Origin of the sequence: Muricauda sp. SCSIO 65647 (assembly GCF_021534965.1) — a bacterium.
Taxonomy (GTDB): domain Bacteria; phylum Bacteroidota; class Bacteroidia; order Flavobacteriales; family Flavobacteriaceae; genus Flagellimonas_A.
Map to the genome: position 1 here is coordinate 904,045 of NZ_CP091037.1, position 18,758 is coordinate 922,802.

General features: G+C 42.2%; 15 protein-coding genes. All 15 read right to left on the reverse strand.

Annotation, left to right across the window (positions count from 1 at the left end):
• Nucleotides 1–41 precede the first annotated feature (41 nt).
• A complete protein-coding gene (gene nusA, locus L0P89_RS04015) occupies nucleotides 42–1,274 on the reverse strand; it encodes a transcription termination factor NusA (protein ID WP_235267112.1) in 1,233 nt (410 codons plus the stop codon).
• Nucleotides 1,275–1,284: 10 nt separating this feature from the next.
• Complete coding sequence (rimP, locus tag L0P89_RS04020) at nucleotides 1,285–1,746, reverse strand: ribosome assembly cofactor RimP (RefSeq protein WP_235267113.1); 462 nt, start codon at nucleotides 1,744–1,746, stop codon at nucleotides 1,285–1,287.
• A 122-nt stretch (nucleotides 1,747–1,868) separates the two neighbouring features.
• Complete coding sequence (locus L0P89_RS04025; protein ID WP_235267114.1) at nucleotides 1,869–2,540, reverse strand: ion channel; 672 nt, start codon at nucleotides 2,538–2,540, stop codon at nucleotides 1,869–1,871.
• Nucleotides 2,521–3,615 (reverse strand): adenylate/guanylate cyclase domain-containing protein, encoded by a 1,095-nt coding sequence (locus L0P89_RS04030; protein WP_235267115.1) that lies wholly within the window; start codon nucleotides 3,613–3,615, stop codon nucleotides 2,521–2,523. The genes L0P89_RS04025 and L0P89_RS04030 overlap by 20 nt, the downstream gene beginning before the upstream one ends.
• A 2-nt stretch (nucleotides 3,616–3,617) precedes the next feature.
• Nucleotides 3,618–6,731 carry an efflux RND transporter permease subunit gene (locus L0P89_RS04035; protein WP_235267116.1) on the reverse strand — a complete coding sequence of 1,038 codons (3,114 nt, stop codon included), beginning with the start codon at nucleotides 6,729–6,731 and terminating at the stop codon, nucleotides 3,618–3,620.
• A gap of 18 nt (nucleotides 6,732–6,749) precedes the next feature.
• Nucleotides 6,750–7,865 (reverse strand): efflux RND transporter periplasmic adaptor subunit, encoded by a 1,116-nt coding sequence (locus tag L0P89_RS04040; RefSeq protein ID WP_235267117.1) that lies wholly within the window; start codon nucleotides 7,863–7,865, stop codon nucleotides 6,750–6,752.
• Nucleotides 7,855–10,203 (reverse strand): TolC family protein, encoded by a 2,349-nt coding sequence (locus L0P89_RS04045; protein WP_235267118.1) that lies wholly within the window; start codon nucleotides 10,201–10,203, stop codon nucleotides 7,855–7,857. The genes L0P89_RS04040 and L0P89_RS04045 overlap by 11 nt, the downstream gene beginning before the upstream one ends.
• Nucleotides 10,204–10,541: 338 nt before the next feature.
• A complete protein-coding gene (locus L0P89_RS04050; protein ID WP_235267119.1) occupies nucleotides 10,542–11,798 on the reverse strand; it encodes a cation:proton antiporter in 1,257 nt (418 codons plus the stop codon).
• Between the two features lie 241 nt (nucleotides 11,799–12,039).
• Nucleotides 12,040–12,600, reverse strand: a complete 561-nt coding sequence (locus L0P89_RS04055; RefSeq protein WP_235267120.1) for a DinB family protein — start codon at nucleotides 12,598–12,600, stop codon at nucleotides 12,040–12,042.
• A 249-nt stretch (nucleotides 12,601–12,849) separates the two neighbouring features.
• Nucleotides 12,850–13,122, reverse strand: coding sequence for a hypothetical protein (locus L0P89_RS04060; RefSeq protein ID WP_235267121.1), 273 nt, complete (start codon nucleotides 13,120–13,122; stop codon nucleotides 12,850–12,852).
• 256 nt (nucleotides 13,123–13,378) lie between these two features.
• On the reverse strand, nucleotides 13,379–14,053 hold the full coding sequence (locus L0P89_RS04065; RefSeq protein WP_235267122.1) for a hypothetical protein: 675 nt from the start codon (nucleotides 14,051–14,053) through the stop codon (nucleotides 13,379–13,381).
• Between the two features lie 161 nt (nucleotides 14,054–14,214).
• The gene (locus L0P89_RS04070; RefSeq protein ID WP_235267123.1) at nucleotides 14,215–15,000 is read right to left on the reverse strand and encodes an endonuclease/exonuclease/phosphatase family protein; all 786 of its coding nucleotides are present in this window, start codon (nucleotides 14,998–15,000) and stop codon (nucleotides 14,215–14,217) included.
• A 6-nt stretch (nucleotides 15,001–15,006) separates the two neighbouring features.
• On the reverse strand, nucleotides 15,007–16,590 hold the full coding sequence (locus L0P89_RS04075; protein WP_235267124.1) for an endonuclease/exonuclease/phosphatase family protein: 1,584 nt from the start codon (nucleotides 16,588–16,590) through the stop codon (nucleotides 15,007–15,009).
• Nucleotides 16,591–16,665: 75 nt separating this feature from the next.
• The gene (locus L0P89_RS04080) at nucleotides 16,666–17,640 is read right to left on the reverse strand and encodes a metallophosphoesterase (RefSeq protein ID WP_235267125.1); all 975 of its coding nucleotides are present in this window, start codon (nucleotides 17,638–17,640) and stop codon (nucleotides 16,666–16,668) included.
• A 111-nt stretch (nucleotides 17,641–17,751) separates the two neighbouring features.
• A complete protein-coding gene (locus L0P89_RS04085; RefSeq protein WP_235267126.1) occupies nucleotides 17,752–18,528 on the reverse strand; it encodes a DUF2490 domain-containing protein in 777 nt (258 codons plus the stop codon).
• Nucleotides 18,529–18,758 lie beyond the last annotated feature (230 nt).

The window sequence follows — 18,758 nt, forward strand, 5'->3', positions numbered from 1 at the left end:
AAAAGTTCGCTATCCCTTTAAAATTCGCTGCTAATATAAGTCTAATCTTCAAATTCCTCTTTAAGGATCCGTATGACCTCAGCCACTGTCTCCTCTTCCAAATCGGTACGCTTCACCAAATCATCTGCCTCTTGCTCAAGTACGCTTCGAGCGGTATCCAATCCGATTTTTTTGAACTCCTCGATGATCCATGCATCGATTTCATCAGAGAACTCGGTCAATTCGACATCTTCTTCGACCCCTTCCCTGAACACATCGATTTCATAACCGGTCAGCTGTCCTGCCAAACGGATGTTATGCCCCCCACGGCCAATGGCCTTTGAAACCTCTTCTGGCTTCAAATACACTTGGGCGGTCATCTTTTCATCATTGAGCTTTACGGATGTTACCCGTGCCGGGCTCAACGCACGTGTGACCATCAACTGTGGATTGTTCGTCCAGTTGATGACATCAATATTTTCATTGCCAAGCTCACGTACAATTCCATGTATTCGCGATCCCTTCATGCCCACACAGGCACCCACAGGGTCGATTCTATCATCATACGAGTCAACGGCAACCTTTGCTTTTTCACCGGGTATGCGCACCACCTTCTTGACGGTGATCAAACCATCGAACACTTCCGGAATCTCTTGAAAGAACAACTGTTCTAAAAACTTTGGTGAGGTACGCGACATGATAATGGCCGGCTTATTGCCCTTCAATTCGACACTTTCGATGATGCCACGAACATTGTCACCTTTTCTAAAGAAGTCAGAGGGTATCTGCCTTTCTTTCGGAAGGATGATCTCATTGCCCTCGTCATCAAGCAAAATAATCGCTTTGTGACGTATGTGGTGCACCTCTGCCGTATAGATTTCACCCTCAAGATCTTTGAACTGTTTGTAGATAGTGGTATTATCGTGCTCATGAATTTTGGCAATGAGGTTTTGGCGCAAAGCCAAGATGGCCCTACGGCCAAGATCCATCAATTTCACCTCTTCAGACACATCTTCACCCACTTCAAAGTCAGGCTCGATTTTTCTTGCCGCCGTAAGCGAAATCTGTTCATTGGGCTCTTCAACCTCACCATCTTCAACCACTATTCGGTTTCTCCAAATCTCGAGATCGCCCTTGTCAGGGTTGATAATGATGTCAAAGTTCTCGTCAGATCCAAATTTTTTCTTCAACGCATTGCGAAACACTTCCTCAAGAATGGCCATCAACGTTACCCTGTCAATGAACTTGTCATCTTTGAACTCGGAAAAAGATTCGATGAGCGCAAGATTTTCCATTTTTAACCAATTAAAATTTTAAAACCACTTTTGCTTCTTCAATATCAGTCAAGGCTATTTCTTGCCTTTTCTGAACTGTTTGTTTGCCCTTGCCCACTGGCTTGGGTTCACGAGCTTTCCACTCGATCGTTATGCTATCATCAGAGGCCGAGGTCAATACGCCCTCAAATTCTGCGTTAGTTGTCTTTATCTTCAATTTTCGGCCGACATTTTTTTTGTACTGTCGGGCATAGACCAAAGGTGCCGTTGCACCCGCCGAGGTAACCTCCAAAGAAAAATCTTCTTCTTCCCTATCAAGGTTGTGTTCAATGGCCCTGCTCACATCGATACAGTTTTCTAGGCTTACCCCTTCATCACCATCGATTACCACCTTTATCTTGTTGTCGGATGAAATGGAAAAATCGATCAAAAAAAGTGATTCGTTCTTCTTCAAAACATCGTGCAAAAGCTCGGCAACCTTGTCTTTCAGCATAGATTTAAGTAATAAAAGAGGGGACTCGAAGTCCCCTCATGAATACTTTACTATCCGTTCAGTGGTGCAAATATACGATAAATCTGCTGTCTACAAAATCGTGCTGTAGAAGAGTGGTTCGTTCATTTCTCTTTTTCAGAATGCCTGATATATTTTTCGACCACGACCGCGGTTACTATCACCAAATAGAACTGGCCGACCAGCCCTACCAACATCGCCGCTTTTTGCGCAATGGGAACTACCGGAACAATCTCCCCGTAGCCTATGGTCAACAAAGTGATGTACGAATAATACAGTATGGCCTCACTGAACACGCCCATATCTTTATTCTCCAACAATATGCCCTGAAATGCCCCTGGATGTGTCAACTCAATGGACATGAACAGAAAAAATGCCAAAAAGCCCAATGAGATATAACCGCTCATCAAACCCATAATGACGTTCTTGTTCACGTATTTGGCCCGCCATACTTGTTGAATGATGTTCCAGGTCACGGCGATATGGAACACAAAATAAATCGATAGACGCATCAAAATGTTTTCTTGTGATTCTTGCCTATTGATCATCGCACTACCAAAAATGATGGCCGAGGCGATAAACAACAGTATAAAAAACCAGGTCAGCCGCTTGCGCTTTGAAATCATCAAAATACCGGCAAGTATGCTTATCAAATAAAGTATTGGCAATACGGTAAACTCAAAAAAATCGGCGGGCACCAATAATGACCCAAAAAGTATGGCCAATTGGGTGCAAAGAAAAATTTCAAAACGATATTTATATAATTTCTCGATCATAGTTCAAAATGGAATGGATCTTGACCTCTTTTTGCTTTCCCTTTAACAGCACGCTTCCCAAGAATTTCGTAGCTGATTGGGCATCATCATGCAAATCATTAAGGAGCTTTTCAGAAATCAACAGGGTGACATTATGTGTGTTGCACTCTGCCTGTATTCGAGCTGATGTGTTTATGACGTCACCGTGGTAGGCTACTTCCTTTTTTATCACCCCAACTTCGGCGACCATAAGCACACCACCGTGCAAACCGGCCTTAAACTCAGGGGAAGTCCCGTATTTGTTTATGTAGTAGTCATTTTTATCGAGCAATTTTTGTTTGAAAGCAAAAAAAAGTCGGACACAATTATTGTTCGACAACCCTTTTTCATAAGGCCAACTCAGCACGGCTTCGTCACCAACATATTGATAAATTTCGGCGTCGTAACCAGGCACTACTTCATTCAAATCATAGAAACAATCTTGAATCAATTGGCTATACTTGAAGTGCCCAAGCTTTTCAGCAATGGTCGTTGAAGATTTAAGGTCTAAAAACATAAAAATACGTTTCTCTTCTTTTGGCTTCCTGTATTTTCCGAAAAGCATTTTCAAGAAAACGCCTTTGCCAAATTTGTCGTTCGCAATTTGAATAAACGATGAGACCAATGTAGCCAAAGCAATGTATATGATGATTGTCCAAAAGGTTTTGTCGTATACCCACCATCCTCTATTGTTGTTAATCCCCATGTCGTAAACCAGATTACTTATTTCAATGGTCAGGGTCGAAAGAAATACAATGGTAATAAGGTATATGAAAGAGCTTATAATTAAATTCAGCCCGATTGAGACCTTTTTAGAGAGGTATTTATCTAAAAAGAATTCTATAAATGCACTGAGAAAACCAATACCTAGGCCGAAAAGCACGAACATAGATAGCGCTCTGGAAAAGCTATATTCAACAGGAGTTGATACCCCCTCTTCTTCTGAAAGGCCGTAGTATCTAAAAATGGCAAAAAGTGCCATGGCAATTATCCAAAAAACAACTGACCGCCCAAGCTGTTTAAAAAACTCTTTCAGGTTCTTGTTTTGATAATTCATCACTACTCATCCAAAAGTGCCTCATTAAATTGATATCCTTTATAGCTTACCTTGAACAGCGCACTGTACAAGGCAGGTATGAACAATAGGGTGATGATGGTACCGAACAACAAGCCGATCATAATGCTTACCGCCATACCTTCCCACATTTCACCTCCGCTCAGGTAAAGCGGAATCAAACCGAGCACTGTGGTAAACGTTGCCAACAAAATGGGCCTGAACCGTTGTAAGCAAGCAGCGATCACGGCGTCTTGTTCAGAGCGGCCCAGGTCATTCTGTTCAATTTCCATTCGGTCGATCAATACAATGGCGTTGTTGATGACGATTCCTGCCAATGAAATGACCCCCAAAAAGGGCATGAAGCCAAAAGCCTCCCTAAATACCAACAGCCCTATGACCACCCCAATTATCGCCAAGGGAATTGTCAATACCACCATGCTCATTTTTCTAAATGAATTGAACTGTATGATCAATAGCAAAACGATTATAAAGCCAGAAATGGGCAAATATCCGATAACCGACCCCATACTCTCAGCAGTGCTTTCGGCATCACCGCCAAATTTATAGGTGTACTGTTCTGGCCAGTTTTGCATTTGCTGCTCCAGCCAAGGTGTGATTTCGTTAGTAATCGCAGAGGCATTGGCCCCATCCCTTAGCTCACTGCTGATATTGATGGTTCTTCGAAGGTCGAGTCTCTTTATTTTGGAATATTGCCATGCCGGTACGATCGAGGCCACTTGTAGCAAGGGCACTGTCTTACCCGAGTTTTGTGAATATACGTTCAATGTTTCCAAAGATGCAAGTGATTGCTGTTGTGTGGCATCACTGCGCATCACAATGGGAATGGACTTGTCTTCTTCGCGGTATTCGCCCGTTTGAAACCCATCCAATACCGTTTGTAGTGAGGTTGCGATATCTTGATTGGTAATGCCCGCCATTTGTGCCCTGCTCTGATCGATTTCAATCAAGAACTTTTTACTTTTTGGACCCCAATCGTCTTTTACATTTTTTGTACCTGAAATACCTGAAAGCCGTAATTTGATACTCTCGGCTATTTCCGCCAATTCATCGGGATCGCTACCCGAAACCTTTATTTCAATCGGAGTACCCGAGCCTCCTGCCCCAAGCGCCCCTACTTTGATATCGGCATTGGGAAATCTGCCAAAGGCAAATTTGTCGAGTTTGGTGATCATCGCATTATTTTCATTAAAGGATGAGGTATTTACCAGAATATGCGCGTAGTTTGAATTGGCCTCATCGGGCGAATAGCCCAAATCGTATGATTCAGGACCTTCCCCGACATAAGAAGACCAATCGACAATGCCCAAGGTTCTGGTTGCATTGGTCTTCAATGAGTCAGACATATATTCTTCCAACTGTCTGACCACCTCGGTGGTACTTTCAATCTTATTGCCCTCAGGAAGGTTGATGTCTATGGTAATCATATTTCTATCACTGTCAGGAAAAAAGATGAAGGGAATCTTTGTAAATCCGTACAACGAAATGAAAAAGGCAATGAAAATGCCGATAATCACCTTATACTTATTGGCCAGCGCCACCAAGATCAAATCTTTGTAGTACGCTTTCAGTTTGTCAATGGTTCTATCGACAAGACTTGGTTTTTTCTCGCCTTTGGGCTCAACTTTCAAGAAAAGGTAACAGAACATCGTAATGATGGTAAGTGCTATGAGCCAAGACGATGTCAGGGCAATGGTGATCACCACAAAAATGGGGCCCACGATATCACCCATGGTGGTCGGCGACAGATAGAACGAAAGAAAAGCTGCCGATGTGGTCAAGGTAGATATCAACAAGGGCATCCAAAGCTCAGAAAAGGCATCAACGGCCGCCTTTTTCTTTTCAACGCCCTGTTCAAGCTTCACCATAATGGTCTCGGCGACCACTATCGCATTATCGACCAGCATACCGAGTGCCATGATCAATGCCGCCAAGGTGACCTGGTTCAGACCGACATCAATAAGACCCATGACCATAAGGGTCATGATGGTCACAATGGGTATTAAACTGGCAATGACAAACCCGGTTCGAAAACCAAGAAAAATCAACATTACCAATAAAACAATAGAGATAGACTGTAGCAGGTTGATGATGAAATCGCCTACCTTAACATCGATGTAAGTGTCGAGTGATGAAACACGTGTCAGTTCTAAACCGACGGGGAGCCTCTTTTGCCAATCTGCCACTACGCCGTTCACGGCCTCACCAAGTGATACGATATTTTTGTTCTCTTTCAAGTTTACATGTAGTGAAATGGCTTCACGACCATTGACGCTCACAATTTGGGTAGGTGGGTCGATATATCCCTTGGTGACCCTTGTGATATCTCCCAATTTTACCAGTTGGGAGCCATCGCCCACGGCAATTAAAATCTCGCGAATATCATCGACTGAATCAAAGTTTCCGGTCGGTTCTAAAATGATGCGTTCATCGCCCACGTTCACCTGCCCCCCAGAATTCAATATATTGGTGGCCGAAATACTTTGCTGAAGCCTAGAGGCCGAGAGGCCATATTCTTTCAAACGGGTATTGTCAAACTCAACAAAGACCCGTTCTTCTTGAACACCGCCCAGTTCAACTTTTGCGGCATCGGGCAGTTTTATGAGTTCGTCCTTGATATCATCGGCATATTCTTTCATTTCGGTATACGAATACCCATCAGAGGTGAGGCCCACAACAATACCGTACACATCGCCCACACCATCATCGTTCAGGTTGGGCATAACCCCGCTCGGCAAACCTTGAATGGCATTCAATTTACGGCGCAACCGATCCCAGACGGCTTGCATGTTTTCTTTGCTCACCTCATCTTTCAAGGTCACGCTTACGACAGACAGCCCGGTGCGTGAGGTACTACCGACCTCATCCAGTTCGGGAAGTTCTTGTGCCACCTTTTCGATTTTATCGGTGACCAATAATTCTACCCGTTCTGGGCTAGCCCCCGGAAATTGGGAAACCACCGTGGCCACCCTAACCACATAGGGAGGCATACTATCACGCGATAAATTGAAATACATCGACACCCCCAAAAGAATAATGGTAGCGAGAACCATGAAGGTTATTCTGTTCTTTTCGATAGAAAATTTGGCTAGATTCATGTTGGTTCTTGCTTGTGCCTATTGCAGTTTTACTTCTTGGCCATCCAACAGGGTCTGCAATCCGGCGGTGGCCACTTTTTGTCCGGCAGATAGTCCTGATAAAATCTCAAAGCCCTCTGTGGATAGATTGCCAATGACCACGGGTTGTTTCTTCACCTTTGTGCCATCACCATCTTCCTCTATCAAAAAAACAAAACGTCCATTACCATCTTCTCCAACAGCATTTGTGGGTACTACCAAAGTATTTTTGCTCAACCCCTGGTCTTGAAAATCAAACGCGACATTGGCCGCCATGCCACTCTTGATGGCATCACTTGGGTCGATGACGGTCACACGAATGGGGTAGGTCGCTGTATTGGCATCGACCGCCGGTGCCACTTCGGTAACCTTGCCCTCGAATGTCTCGCCTGGTAACGAAGAAAAATCAATATTGACTTTCATGCCCTCAGCAACCCTGTTGATAACGCTTTCAGGCAGGCCCAATGAGATTTCCATATCGGTACCTGCATTGAGGATCGCCACAGATTGCCCGGGCTGTACATTTTCATCGATCTCGGCCGAAATTGAAGCTACGATACCGTCTTCGGGGGCATAGATATAGCCATAATTGATCTGGTCTTGCTGTATCTCGACCCCACGTTGGGCCGATTTATAGCCTTCTTCGGCATTTTTGAAAGAGTTTTTGGCCGCTTCAAAATCACTGAGGGAAGTGCTTCCCTTTTCATACAAAGAACGTATTCTGTTCAGATTGAGCTTGCTGGTATTCATCTGCGAGGCCGCACTGTTCAACTGGGTGACCGCCTGTTCATAGGCCAGCCGCGACTGCACATTATCAAGTTTTGCCAAAAGCTGGCCCTTTTTGGCCTTTTGCCCAAGCTTCATATCAAACAGTGTGATGATTCCTGAATTTCTGAAACTGAGGTTAATGATCTTATCGGTACGGGCAGTACCACTGAAAACCCGTACTTTCTGGCCTCCCAAAAAGCCGACTTCGTTATACTTCACGGGACGTAGAAGTGTTTCAGATTCTTTTTTTTCTTCCCCGCAAGAAAGTGCCAATAACCCTATACTACCCACTAAAAAGGCGTTCATCAAATATTTCATCGGCCTGTATTTTCTTTTGTTATTTTTCATTGTTCAGATATTCGAAGAATCGTTGTTTAAAGGCATTGTTATCCGCTTCAGCGTTCAGCAAAAAGTAGTAGCCAAGAAAACGTTCCAATTGCAGTGCATTGATCAAAAAATTGTATACCGCATTGGCCCTTGCCAATTGGGCATCCAAGAAATTGTTCTGTGCATCCAGTAGCTGTACTATATTGACGGCACCCTCTGAATAGGAAGCTCGAGTAAGCTCTAGGGCCTCAGCTGCCGTTTCTTCCGATATTTTCGACAATTGAATATTGGACATTTGGTTCACTAGGTTCAATACCCCATTTCTGACGTTCACCGCAATGCCCAATTCTAAATTGTCTTTGTTGATCTCTAATTGATCCTTTTGGATAAGTGCGGTTTGTCTATTGATATTGTTCAAGTTCTGATTGATAATTGGAATGGAGATACTTGCCCCGGCAGTGTAATAATTGTCTACCAATCCAAATCCCAAATTTGGCGGAACGGTACTCCCCGCCCCTGAACGATTAAAGGTAGAGTTGTACTGCCCTTGTAAGGCAACAGTAGGCAAAAAACGACCAAAGCTGTTTAATCGAATGTTGCGATCGGTGGCTTCAAGGTTATACCCCAAAGACTTTAATTCAGGGGCATTTTTATAAGCCTCTTGAATCAAAAAATCGGTGAAAGACTCTTGTAAGGTGGGGTTATCCAACAAACTGAATAATTCGTCGTACTTATATTCTTCAAAAATACCCTCATCCATTTGCACATCGGCCACATCGATTTCTAAATCGGTCGGATTGTTCAAAATCTGATTTAAAAATAGAAATCCCTGTTCCAATTGGTTAATGGCCTCGACCATAGCTTGGGTGTTCTGGGCCATTTCACTTCTAAAGCGAAGCATATCGGATTTACCGGATTGTCCGGCTTCAAAATTCTGTTTCGATATTTCAAGATTTCTTTTGGTCAAATCCACATTCCGCACCTGTATCTGGGCATTTGCCTTGAGAATCAATACATTGAAATAAGCATTGGAAGCATTGAAAATCAAATCTAATTGAGCGGCGTTAAAATCTTCTTGCTGGGCTTTTTGCAGTTTCTTTTGAATGGCAATATTGGCGTTGGCCGCTTCAGAGAAAATGGTCTGATTGAGCGTAAGGTTTCCGGCGGTGGAGAACTCTGGGTTCTGTCCGTTGCTAATTTCTGCAAGATCGGGATCCACATAAGAAGCGGTACCAGAAGCGGTAAGGGATGGTAAATAATTACTGGTGGCCGTCTTTACGTCTTGTGTGGCCAAATCAACATCTCTTTGATCAGACTGAATGGCCAGATTTTGTTCTAGGGCCTGATCGATTACCGTGAGAAGGTCATATTCCTTTTCAGACAACACGTTTCTGAACTCACCAACAAAATCCGTTTCCGCAATCAAACTATACTTAATGGGAAATTCTATAAATTCAGAAGTATTATAGTTTATCGTCAACCTTGGATTGTAATCTATGAAAACAGGCAATTCAGCCATTGGTGTTCCTGTGATATAGGCTTCAATATTTAAGGCGATACGCCTAAAAAATTGATCTAAATTCTCTTCGGCCTGCAAAGTGGCCAAAAAGCCCATCTTTACATCTGCAGGGCCATTGACCGTAAACGATGGCATTTTGCGCTCGATAAGTTTCTGAATCAATATTTTCTTTTCTTCCGTAGCCATGAAAAACCCACCGGCCATGTACAGGGCATCAATTTCATCCAAGTTGGCAATGATGTCATCAACAGACTCAAATTTTATCAGGCGATAACTGGCATCTAACGAGGCCAATTCGGCATCAAAAATTTCCTTAAGGGGCAAGATTTCAGCAATTGGGGCATCTACGGCAATTCCGAGGTTTTTAAAATCACTGAGCTCCTTAAATCGGTTCAAATCTTCTTGATAAGATTCCGATTCTATCAAATAGGTGAAATTTTCAATTCCAGAACTGGTCTTTGAAAGATCTAATTGTTGCACATCCCTGTTTACCGCCCCAAACAGTATAGTAGGTTTCCGATGGACAGTCAGTGGACTGATAATTTCGTTATTGAGTACCCCAAAAGCCAAAATGATATCGATATCACTGTCTAAAAGTCGATTGTAATTGCTTCGGGCCCTTTCTGGATCAAAATTACTGACCAAAATGGCATCTTCAGGAAATTCCATATTGGCATCTTCACCTACCACCGCTTTTATTTCACCTTTCAATTGCTGCACCAAGGGGGCCAATTCTGGGGTTTGGTTGTCTAAAAGCATCCCGATTTTATAGGTCTGCTTCGTTTGTGCTAAGGCAAAAACCGAGAACAAAGACAATAGAAGTAAGGGCAGTTTTTTCATCGGTCGGTAATTTAAAAATAGTTTGGGATAGTCCTGTTACACCTTAAACACCACCATTGCCAACACCCCACTATAAGAACTGCAACAGGTTTAAGTGTTCAAAGTAAGTTATTTTTTGAAGCCAGCCAATAGGAATCTGCCATTTATATACAGGAATCTGCTATTTATACACAAAGTAGGGCTTGGGGGAAAGTCAACACCAAAAGGGCAGCATAATTATCCCGCCCAATTTTGTCACAAAAAAAATCTGCTCAAGATAGCTATCGAGACAATGGTTTCTAACTCAAAATAGCAAATTGATCAAAAGGCATTTATCATCGAAAGACCAAGAGTCTTTGCTATTCATTTCCCTTGGGCTTAAGTTGAAGTTTGGCAATAAGCTTTTCGATGGTCAAGCCCTGTACCAAAATTGAAAAAATGACAATAACATAGGTGATCACCAAAAACAAATCGCGCTCCATGCTCTCAGACAACCCGAGGGCCAAAGCAATGGAAATTGCTCCCCTGAGACCGCCCCAAGTCATGATGAGGGTGGTATTTGGAACAAAATCCAATCGTTTTTGAAAAAGTTGTACCGGTATGACCAGAGAAAGATACCGACAGGCCAAGGCTATCGGAATGGCCAATAATCCGGCATAAATATAGGTGGTATTGAATTCTAGCACCAACATTTCCATACCGATCAACACGAACAAAATGGTATTCAATAGAATGTCTATCAGTTCCCAAAACTTATCAACGTAATCCTCGGTTAGTTCTGACATGGCGTGTTCCCGGGTTTTGGTTCCGCCGATCATGAGTCCTGCCACCACCATGGCCAGTGGGGCAGAAACATGAAGATGGGTGGCCACCAGGGTACCGATCATTACCGTGGCGAGGGTAATAATGACTTCAATATTATAGTCATCGATTTTTTTTAGAAAATAATAGGTCAACCAGCCTAGAACGAGGCCTAAAAGCAACCCTCCGAAAACCTCAACCACAAACAGCTCGAGAATACCGGACAGTGAAAAGCCGGTTCCTGAACCACTGGCCAATCCAAAAATGGTCAAGAATACCACTACACCCACACCATCATTGAACAATGACTCCCCCACAATTTTAATCTCCAATTTTTTGGGTGCACCCGCCTTTTTTAGAATGCCCAAAACGGCAATCGGATCTGTTGGGGAAATCAACGCCCCGAACAACAAACAGTAAATGAACTGCACGTTTAGTCCGAGTACCATTAACAAGTAATATACTCCCGTGCCCACCAAAAAAGTAGAAACCAAAACGCCAAAAGTGGCAAAGACCAATACGGGCCAACGTTGTTCCTTTAATTTTTGTAGATCGGTGTGCAAGGCCCCCGCAAAAAGCAAAAAGCTCAACATAATATCCAACAAGACCACCTTGAAATCTATTTTCGAGATGATAAAGCGCTCTGCCTGTAGCAGCGTATCGTCATAATAACTCAATGCAAAAACCCCCAGTGTAAATAAAATGGTGATCAAGGTCAGCCCTATTGTATTGGGCAGTTTAATAAATCTTACATTGAGGTACCCGAATACGGCTGAGAGAAAGACAAGAATGCTGGTAATGACAAAATAGTCCATTCTAAAGAAAAAAGTGGTTGATTACTTTGTTACGGCCTTCAAAATAGAAAATAATTAAAGACATCTGAAAGTCTTACAAAATGAATTTTGTTTAACCTTATGGTAATAGATGTAAAAATCTTCAAAGAGATAATAGGTTTATGGGTTTGAACCCACTCAAACCAACCGTTCGGTACGGGCTGGTATGGCACAAAACAAAAATGAATTATAGCCCTTGTTATAGTGTGTTTTTCAGGTAAATTCAGCCTGGCTTTTTCAGTCCAAAATCATGTGGATGGTCTACAATTCGTTTCCAGGTTGCAATTTGCCCACAGTGCCACATGGTATGTTTGATATTCCAATCTATCGCCTCAAATTTCGTTTTAGCTATTGGATGTGGAACTTTAGTGGGTTCGACGGCCTTGTGCAAGTCATTTACAGATAACGATTCAATTACGCTTAGGGAATGTCTTTGCATATATTCCAAATGCTCCTTTAGTTGTTCTGGCTTGGTTTCACCGATCATATCTTTTGCAAAGGTGTCGTATCCACTCATTTCGGTATACCCACGTAAATTCAGTTTTTCAATCAATTCAAAATCATGCCCGACCGTTGTCAAAATAGTGTGGTAATAAATGCTGATGATTTGATGGCCGACCTGCCAGCTTAGATTTGACCCGATTCCATCTGCCAAGATTTCCCACTTCTCGGTGGGTACGGGAGCAATCAGCTTATTAGTCCACTCAAATGCATTTTTTGTCTGGTTAACAAGAATTTGGATTTCAGTCATTTCGTCAGTTTTTAAACCTTGTTTCGAATGCATACACCCTAGAAATGTAGATCAAATGATCTGCATATTCTTTACTATGTGAAACTATTTTAAACAGTATTCGATTAAAACTCAATCGTAAACGATTCCGTAATCCTTTATTTGATCTATTGATTTTAAAAAAGATTTGGAATAATTACATCGAATATCAATAAGTATAAAATAACTCCTACCATAATTCCTATAGCAAAGGCCTTCCAGTTTTTTTTCTTTTTGTCATTCATCTTATCGTTTATTTGAACTTTACTTGTTGTCCGACCACCATTTAATTACCTGCTTGGTAAGTAATTCAGATTCTTGCTTTTCAATGGAAAATCCGTAGTTCACGGATAGCTCATGATGGATAGCTTCCCGAAGTTTGAATTCATCTGCCCCTCTATATAACAAACCAAGGCACATATGGTTAACGGAGTCGAACTCATCCAGAGGAGAGTCTGGAATCAGGTTCCAGGAATTGATTAAATCCCTTAGACTTGAAAAATGAATCTTATATCTCTTTTTAAGCTTTGTGCTCATCGTTTATTTAAACTTTTTCTCTAACCTTTTTAGAACATAATTCATAATCAGGATGCAAAGTATCAATGCTCCAAAAAATATTGAAAGAGAAATCCAGTTGGAGCCCAAATGGTCAAATCCATAAGCCAAGCCTACCCCGAGAATAGTTAATAGTCCGAAACCCAACGTTACAAATAACAGACCATATAAGAACTTAACTAATTGAATCATCGTTTATTTGAACTTGGTCATGTCTCCTTTGTTTTACGAGACATTGTTATTGACAGGTTTTTAATTTCTGCACGGTTTTAAGTATCCCGTCCTCCTGGAGATGTTTAAGCTCAATTTCGCTGTCCGAAATGGAAACAATTTGGAATATATTCTTTCTTTCGGTTTGTCCAATTGAAAAAACCAAAAAAGCATTACCCATATATTTGTCCACAATCCAAAACCCAAAGTCCTCCCGGTTATGATTCCACAGATTGTTTCTTCTATGGGGGAGTTCTAAAAACTTATCCCGATAAAATTGTTCTAAGGTGAAATCCAATTTATAACCTTGAACCGAGTCTATGCACTTTTGTCCTAAGAATTGAGTTATTTCTTCTTTTGTCAATCCTGTTTTGTGACTTAAATCAAGCTTCCTGAATACATGCATTACATTTTCTCCCATGTCGATTTCCACAGAATCTTGATTCAAAGTAGAAAATGTCAATTCAAATTCATCATGGTACAGAGCTTTTAAAATTTGATTGTCATAATCGATTTGAACCTTGGCGGTCGAATCCGCACCTAACATCCCCAATCGGTGATTATCAAAATCGATGAAAAAACCTTCAGTACCACTGGTTATTCCATGGATTGAATCGTGAATAAACTCTCTAGGGTTATAATCAAGCCAAACCCCTTCTAGCTTTTGGGCTTCACAGCTTATAAGCCCAATTAGGAATAACATGATTAGATTATATTTTCTCAAGCTTTGAATCCTTTATTTGAACTTTACTTTTCCATTCCAGCCTTTCAAAGACATTTTGTTTCGATTGCTGTTTTGGCCTCTTCCTTTCCTAATTTCAAGGCTCGCTTATCCCATCAGTCATGCCAAAATCGTTATATAATTCAATCTAACAATTGCAATACGCTTAACACTACACAATGGTCTGTTGCTTTTTCGTTACATAGTACTTTGGTTTCCAACACACACCATTTGTTTGCCGGCCTAAAAAGCACGTAATCTATTTTTGCCCTTGGGTCGCTTGCCGGTGCCGTAGGGGTATTTTCTGCATCTGATCGTTGCCATTGCTTAAACAGAATCCCCATGGTTTCACTATCTGGTCTGGCATTGAGGTCTCCGGCCAAAATTGTAGGTATGTCGTTTGTTGCAAACAATTCATTGAGTTGTTTTGCTTGATTGATCCTATCGGTCTCATCTCTGGTATGATCTAAATGTGTACCTATAAAACGAATAGGGTCTCCGCTTTTTAACTGCACATTTACTTCCAATGCAGCACGGGGTTCTTTGCCTTCCCCAGCTGCCAAAGCATGGTTTTTGGTATGTAAAAATGAATATTTGGAAAGCACGCCCTCACCATATTCACCCCCGTTGTAAGGCATCGCTTTTCCGAATAGCGGCGCCATTTTTGTGCGCTGGCCCAATTCGGTGGCCAAATCGTAACCCAAGGCCCTTTTGGTCTTAAAATCCACTTCTTGCAAGGCTACCAGATCAGGGGCTTCATTATTGATGATGGATGCCAATAGATCCAAATCGAATTTTTTATCGGCGCCAACGGTCTCTCCATGGTAAATATTAAAGCTGAGTACACGAACGATGCGCGTTGAATCTACTTTTGTTTGTGCGTTTGTGTGAAACACACCGCATAGGAGTAACAATAAAAGCTTTTTCATCTTCATTTATTTCAATTGTACGGTCGTTGTTACCGCTGGATGGTCACTGGGCCATGCCCCCTTATGCCCATTGTGCATATGCGATGACAATGCTTTGAGGTTTTTCCCCTTATAATAGATATAATCGATTCTATAGGTCAACCTTTCTGGTGTCATGGTCGGTTCTTCATAGGTAAGGTCGGGGTTTATTTCCCTAAAGGAATCACTAAAACCCGCTTCGTGCATTACCTTGCTTACGGGCCATTCGACCACAAGGCCATGGTGCCATTGTTTTGTGGTAGCCACCCAGTCTTCATGGGAAGGTGAGTTAAAGTCGCCCCCAATAATGAACGGAATCGTATCCGTATTTTGGATCCTGGCATCCAGCTGGCGAACGATTTCCTTTATTTCTTTGTGTCTTGTCTCGCCCTCACCTGCTATCAGTTTTTCGGCAGTGGCATCAGGTTTCTCGCTATCGCTTCGCCATGCAGGCAGGTAATGGATCCATAAGCTCGCCAGATTTATTTTTTGTGTTTCGCTTAATTGAATTTGGGTCACACCACATCGAAAAGCATCATAAATCGGTGCCGTTTCTAAAATGGGATATTTGCTCATGACCGAAATATTGGTGCTTGCCAAGTAAAAATAGTAGCCCAATGCATCGGCTATCAATGCTCCCGACCCATAGGTTTCTTGCATCATGACGATATCGGTCTTGGTGTCTTTTATGAAGTCGATGACTTGCTTTGGGCCGATTTCCCTGCCATGTCTGCGCCCGCCATGCCAAATATTCCAGGCCATTAGGTTCAATTCTTCTACCCTATCGGAAGTCGGTCGCGGCAATGTTGCGGCAGGAACCAGCGCTTCGTATTTTTTGGCAATGGTAGTTGCATGCAAAACCCCGCTATGAATCTTAAATTCGTCCAAAGCACCCTGAAATGATGGCGACTCCATATCGGCCAGGGCATCATTGGCCAATACCGTGGGCAGTTCGCTGTTCAGACTGCCGATCCCTTTAATGTTGTAAATGGCCACATTGACCCCATCAAAGTACATACGGGCCTCATTTTTTACCCTATCGACGGTAAACACTATAAAATGCCATTGATTGTCATTGATTTGTTGTCGCGGTGATGTGGGACGATAATCCAATCGGTGTTCACCATCGCCAATGTTCCATGCCCAACTTCCATCAGGTTGACAGGTTAGGGCCCATCCCTTATTTTTTCCACTGGTTCTGCTATGGCCAAAAGAATGATTGGTGGTATAATCTTTAATATCGCCCGAATTCCAGTCTTTGTTGGCAGCGATTACTTGATATTCGTTGTTTTCGGCTTTTGTTTGCACCCAGACCTCAACCGAAAAATTTTGGTTTTCCCATAGGGGGGCCAGTTGGTCATCGGAACCGATTTTCAGATGGCTTTTCAAAAAATAGTTCGCCTTGCCCGAAATGCCCTGCTGAATAGAGTCTTTTCCATTTACACGATATAAATTTGATTGCCCAGTATCATCTATGGTTACGGAAACCACTACCTCGGTTTTCGGTGGGTCTTGAAAGGCGTATCCGTAAGCGGCACAAAAGCCCAATATGATAATGAAAAGCAGTCTCATGGCCTTTTATTGTCCATTTTTCCTAGTTTACGCGGTGAAGCTTTACTGCTAAATACTTTTTACAAAGCCCCATGATCATATTGAAACCTTTACGTTTTGTTCCGTGATGGTACTATGCATGGTATGGGCATGTGGAATCTTCAATTCATGAGGAGTGGGCGGAATGAACTGTGTTTCCCTACCTTCTAAGTGCAATGTGCTTTTTTCCATATCTAAAGTTAGAAGGGTATACAGCGGATTGCGGTACGGACAGGTTTTGCTGAGATTGGGGTACGCAGCTTCTATGTGGGGTGCGAAACGGTGGTATTGGTATTTGTCCCCGACCCATTTATAAGACATGCTGTTAATCTGTATGTACGGAATATCATTAATGGTCTTTACATAATCGGTATGGTGATGCCCACTGAAACAGGCGATGACCTTCGATTGTTTCGTTGAAATTTTGGCTTCTTCGAAAATGGCCCTGATTTCTGCTCCATTAGCGACGCCCCCTTCAGCCTCCATACTCTGATGACAAAATACAATGGTCGGTTTTCTTGTGTTTTCCAAATCGCTTTTCAGCCATTCTTTTTGTTCGTCACCAATATAGCGATCATAGCCCGACCAAGGTTTTGGGTTTTTATCGTTACCGTCCAAAACAATAAAGTGCAGCCCGCCATGATCAAAGGTATAGTAGCGTTTTCCCATTTGCCACCACGTCATCGTCTGCTCTCGTGTAAAGCCCAGATCGAGCATGTCGTGATTGCCCAATACATGATATTTAGAGCCTTCAAATTCGTTCCAAACATCCAAAAATGGTTGGTTGCGTTTTCGTGGCAGGGCAAAATCACCCAATTGAATGATGAAATTCGGCTGGCGTTTCTTCATATCTTCCATAAAAAACCGCAGCCTTTCCACACCATCATGAATGATGTCTTGATGCACATCGGCCACGATGCCGATTCGTAACGGTTTTTTGTCAAAGATGCCCTCAAACGCCTTTAAGGGTATTGGCATTGCGGCCATTGCCCCCACTGCCAATGATTTTTTGACAAAGTTTCTTCGTTCCATTATTTTCGACGTTTTAACGGTGTCTAAACCTACCCATGGTTTGATGGATAACTTCTTTCTCTTTTACCAGCAATTTATTCAATTTTGTCGTATTCAGAACGTAAACCTGTTTTACTCTTCACCATGCCTTACCTCGTTAAATGGTAAATTTTTATTCTTCCTGAAATCAAAGCTGCCATAGAAGAACAGGCGCATGGTATGGTTGAGATTGTAAACATTGCCCGCAGCGAGTTGCTGATAGACCATCATATATCCGCAGTCCACTTTCCAATGCTTACTCAATTTGTGCTTTATGCCAACAGTTAATCTGTTCTGGTTAAAGGTGTTGAAGATTACATCTTTACCAAAATTTAGGTGTGTTTCATTAGCTAATATAAATTCTGTGGGCCCACCCTGTTTAAAAGGAAATCCGGCACTGACCAGAAATCGAATACGGTTGACAAAAGAATCGTCTCTTAATGATTGGCCGTCCTGCACATTATTGAAAAAGCGTTGCTCCAATCTAATTCTGAACAAAGCGTTCATCTTTTCATAACGTCTAGATATACTTAACTGCTGGTAAATTCTATTCTCGTTTTGAAAACTGTCCCAATCACCGGTCGGGGTCAACCAAAGGTGCGCATAACCTACCGCTAACCGAAGGTTGGCATTTAAATAATACTGCCCGCCTACACGAAGGAAATAGAAATTGGGATCCGCCAAAAAATTGTTTCTGCGAACATGGATATCATTCAATAGGGCCCAACGATCGGCAATTCTGAATACATTGTTTGTTGAAATCCAAAATTGAGCATTCTCATTTACAACTTTTTCAGGTAGCTCTTGACCGTAAGATGAGTGACTTACCAAAAACAGCACTAAGATTGCCCCAATAATGATAGATTTCAACTGACTTAATTTAGAGAATAAAATTCAGTGGTGTTCGATAAAACTTTTTATAATCTAACATGAATGTCGGCAACGTTCTTATCGTTACTTATCGCTTTTCCTTCAATGGTCGGGAATACGAAGAAGTCGCCATAAACACTACCCGAAAGACTATGAATATGCGAAGATACTTTAAAAGCACAAACCTTAAATTATCTGGTCAAGACAAATCATAAGGACTTGAAAGTATG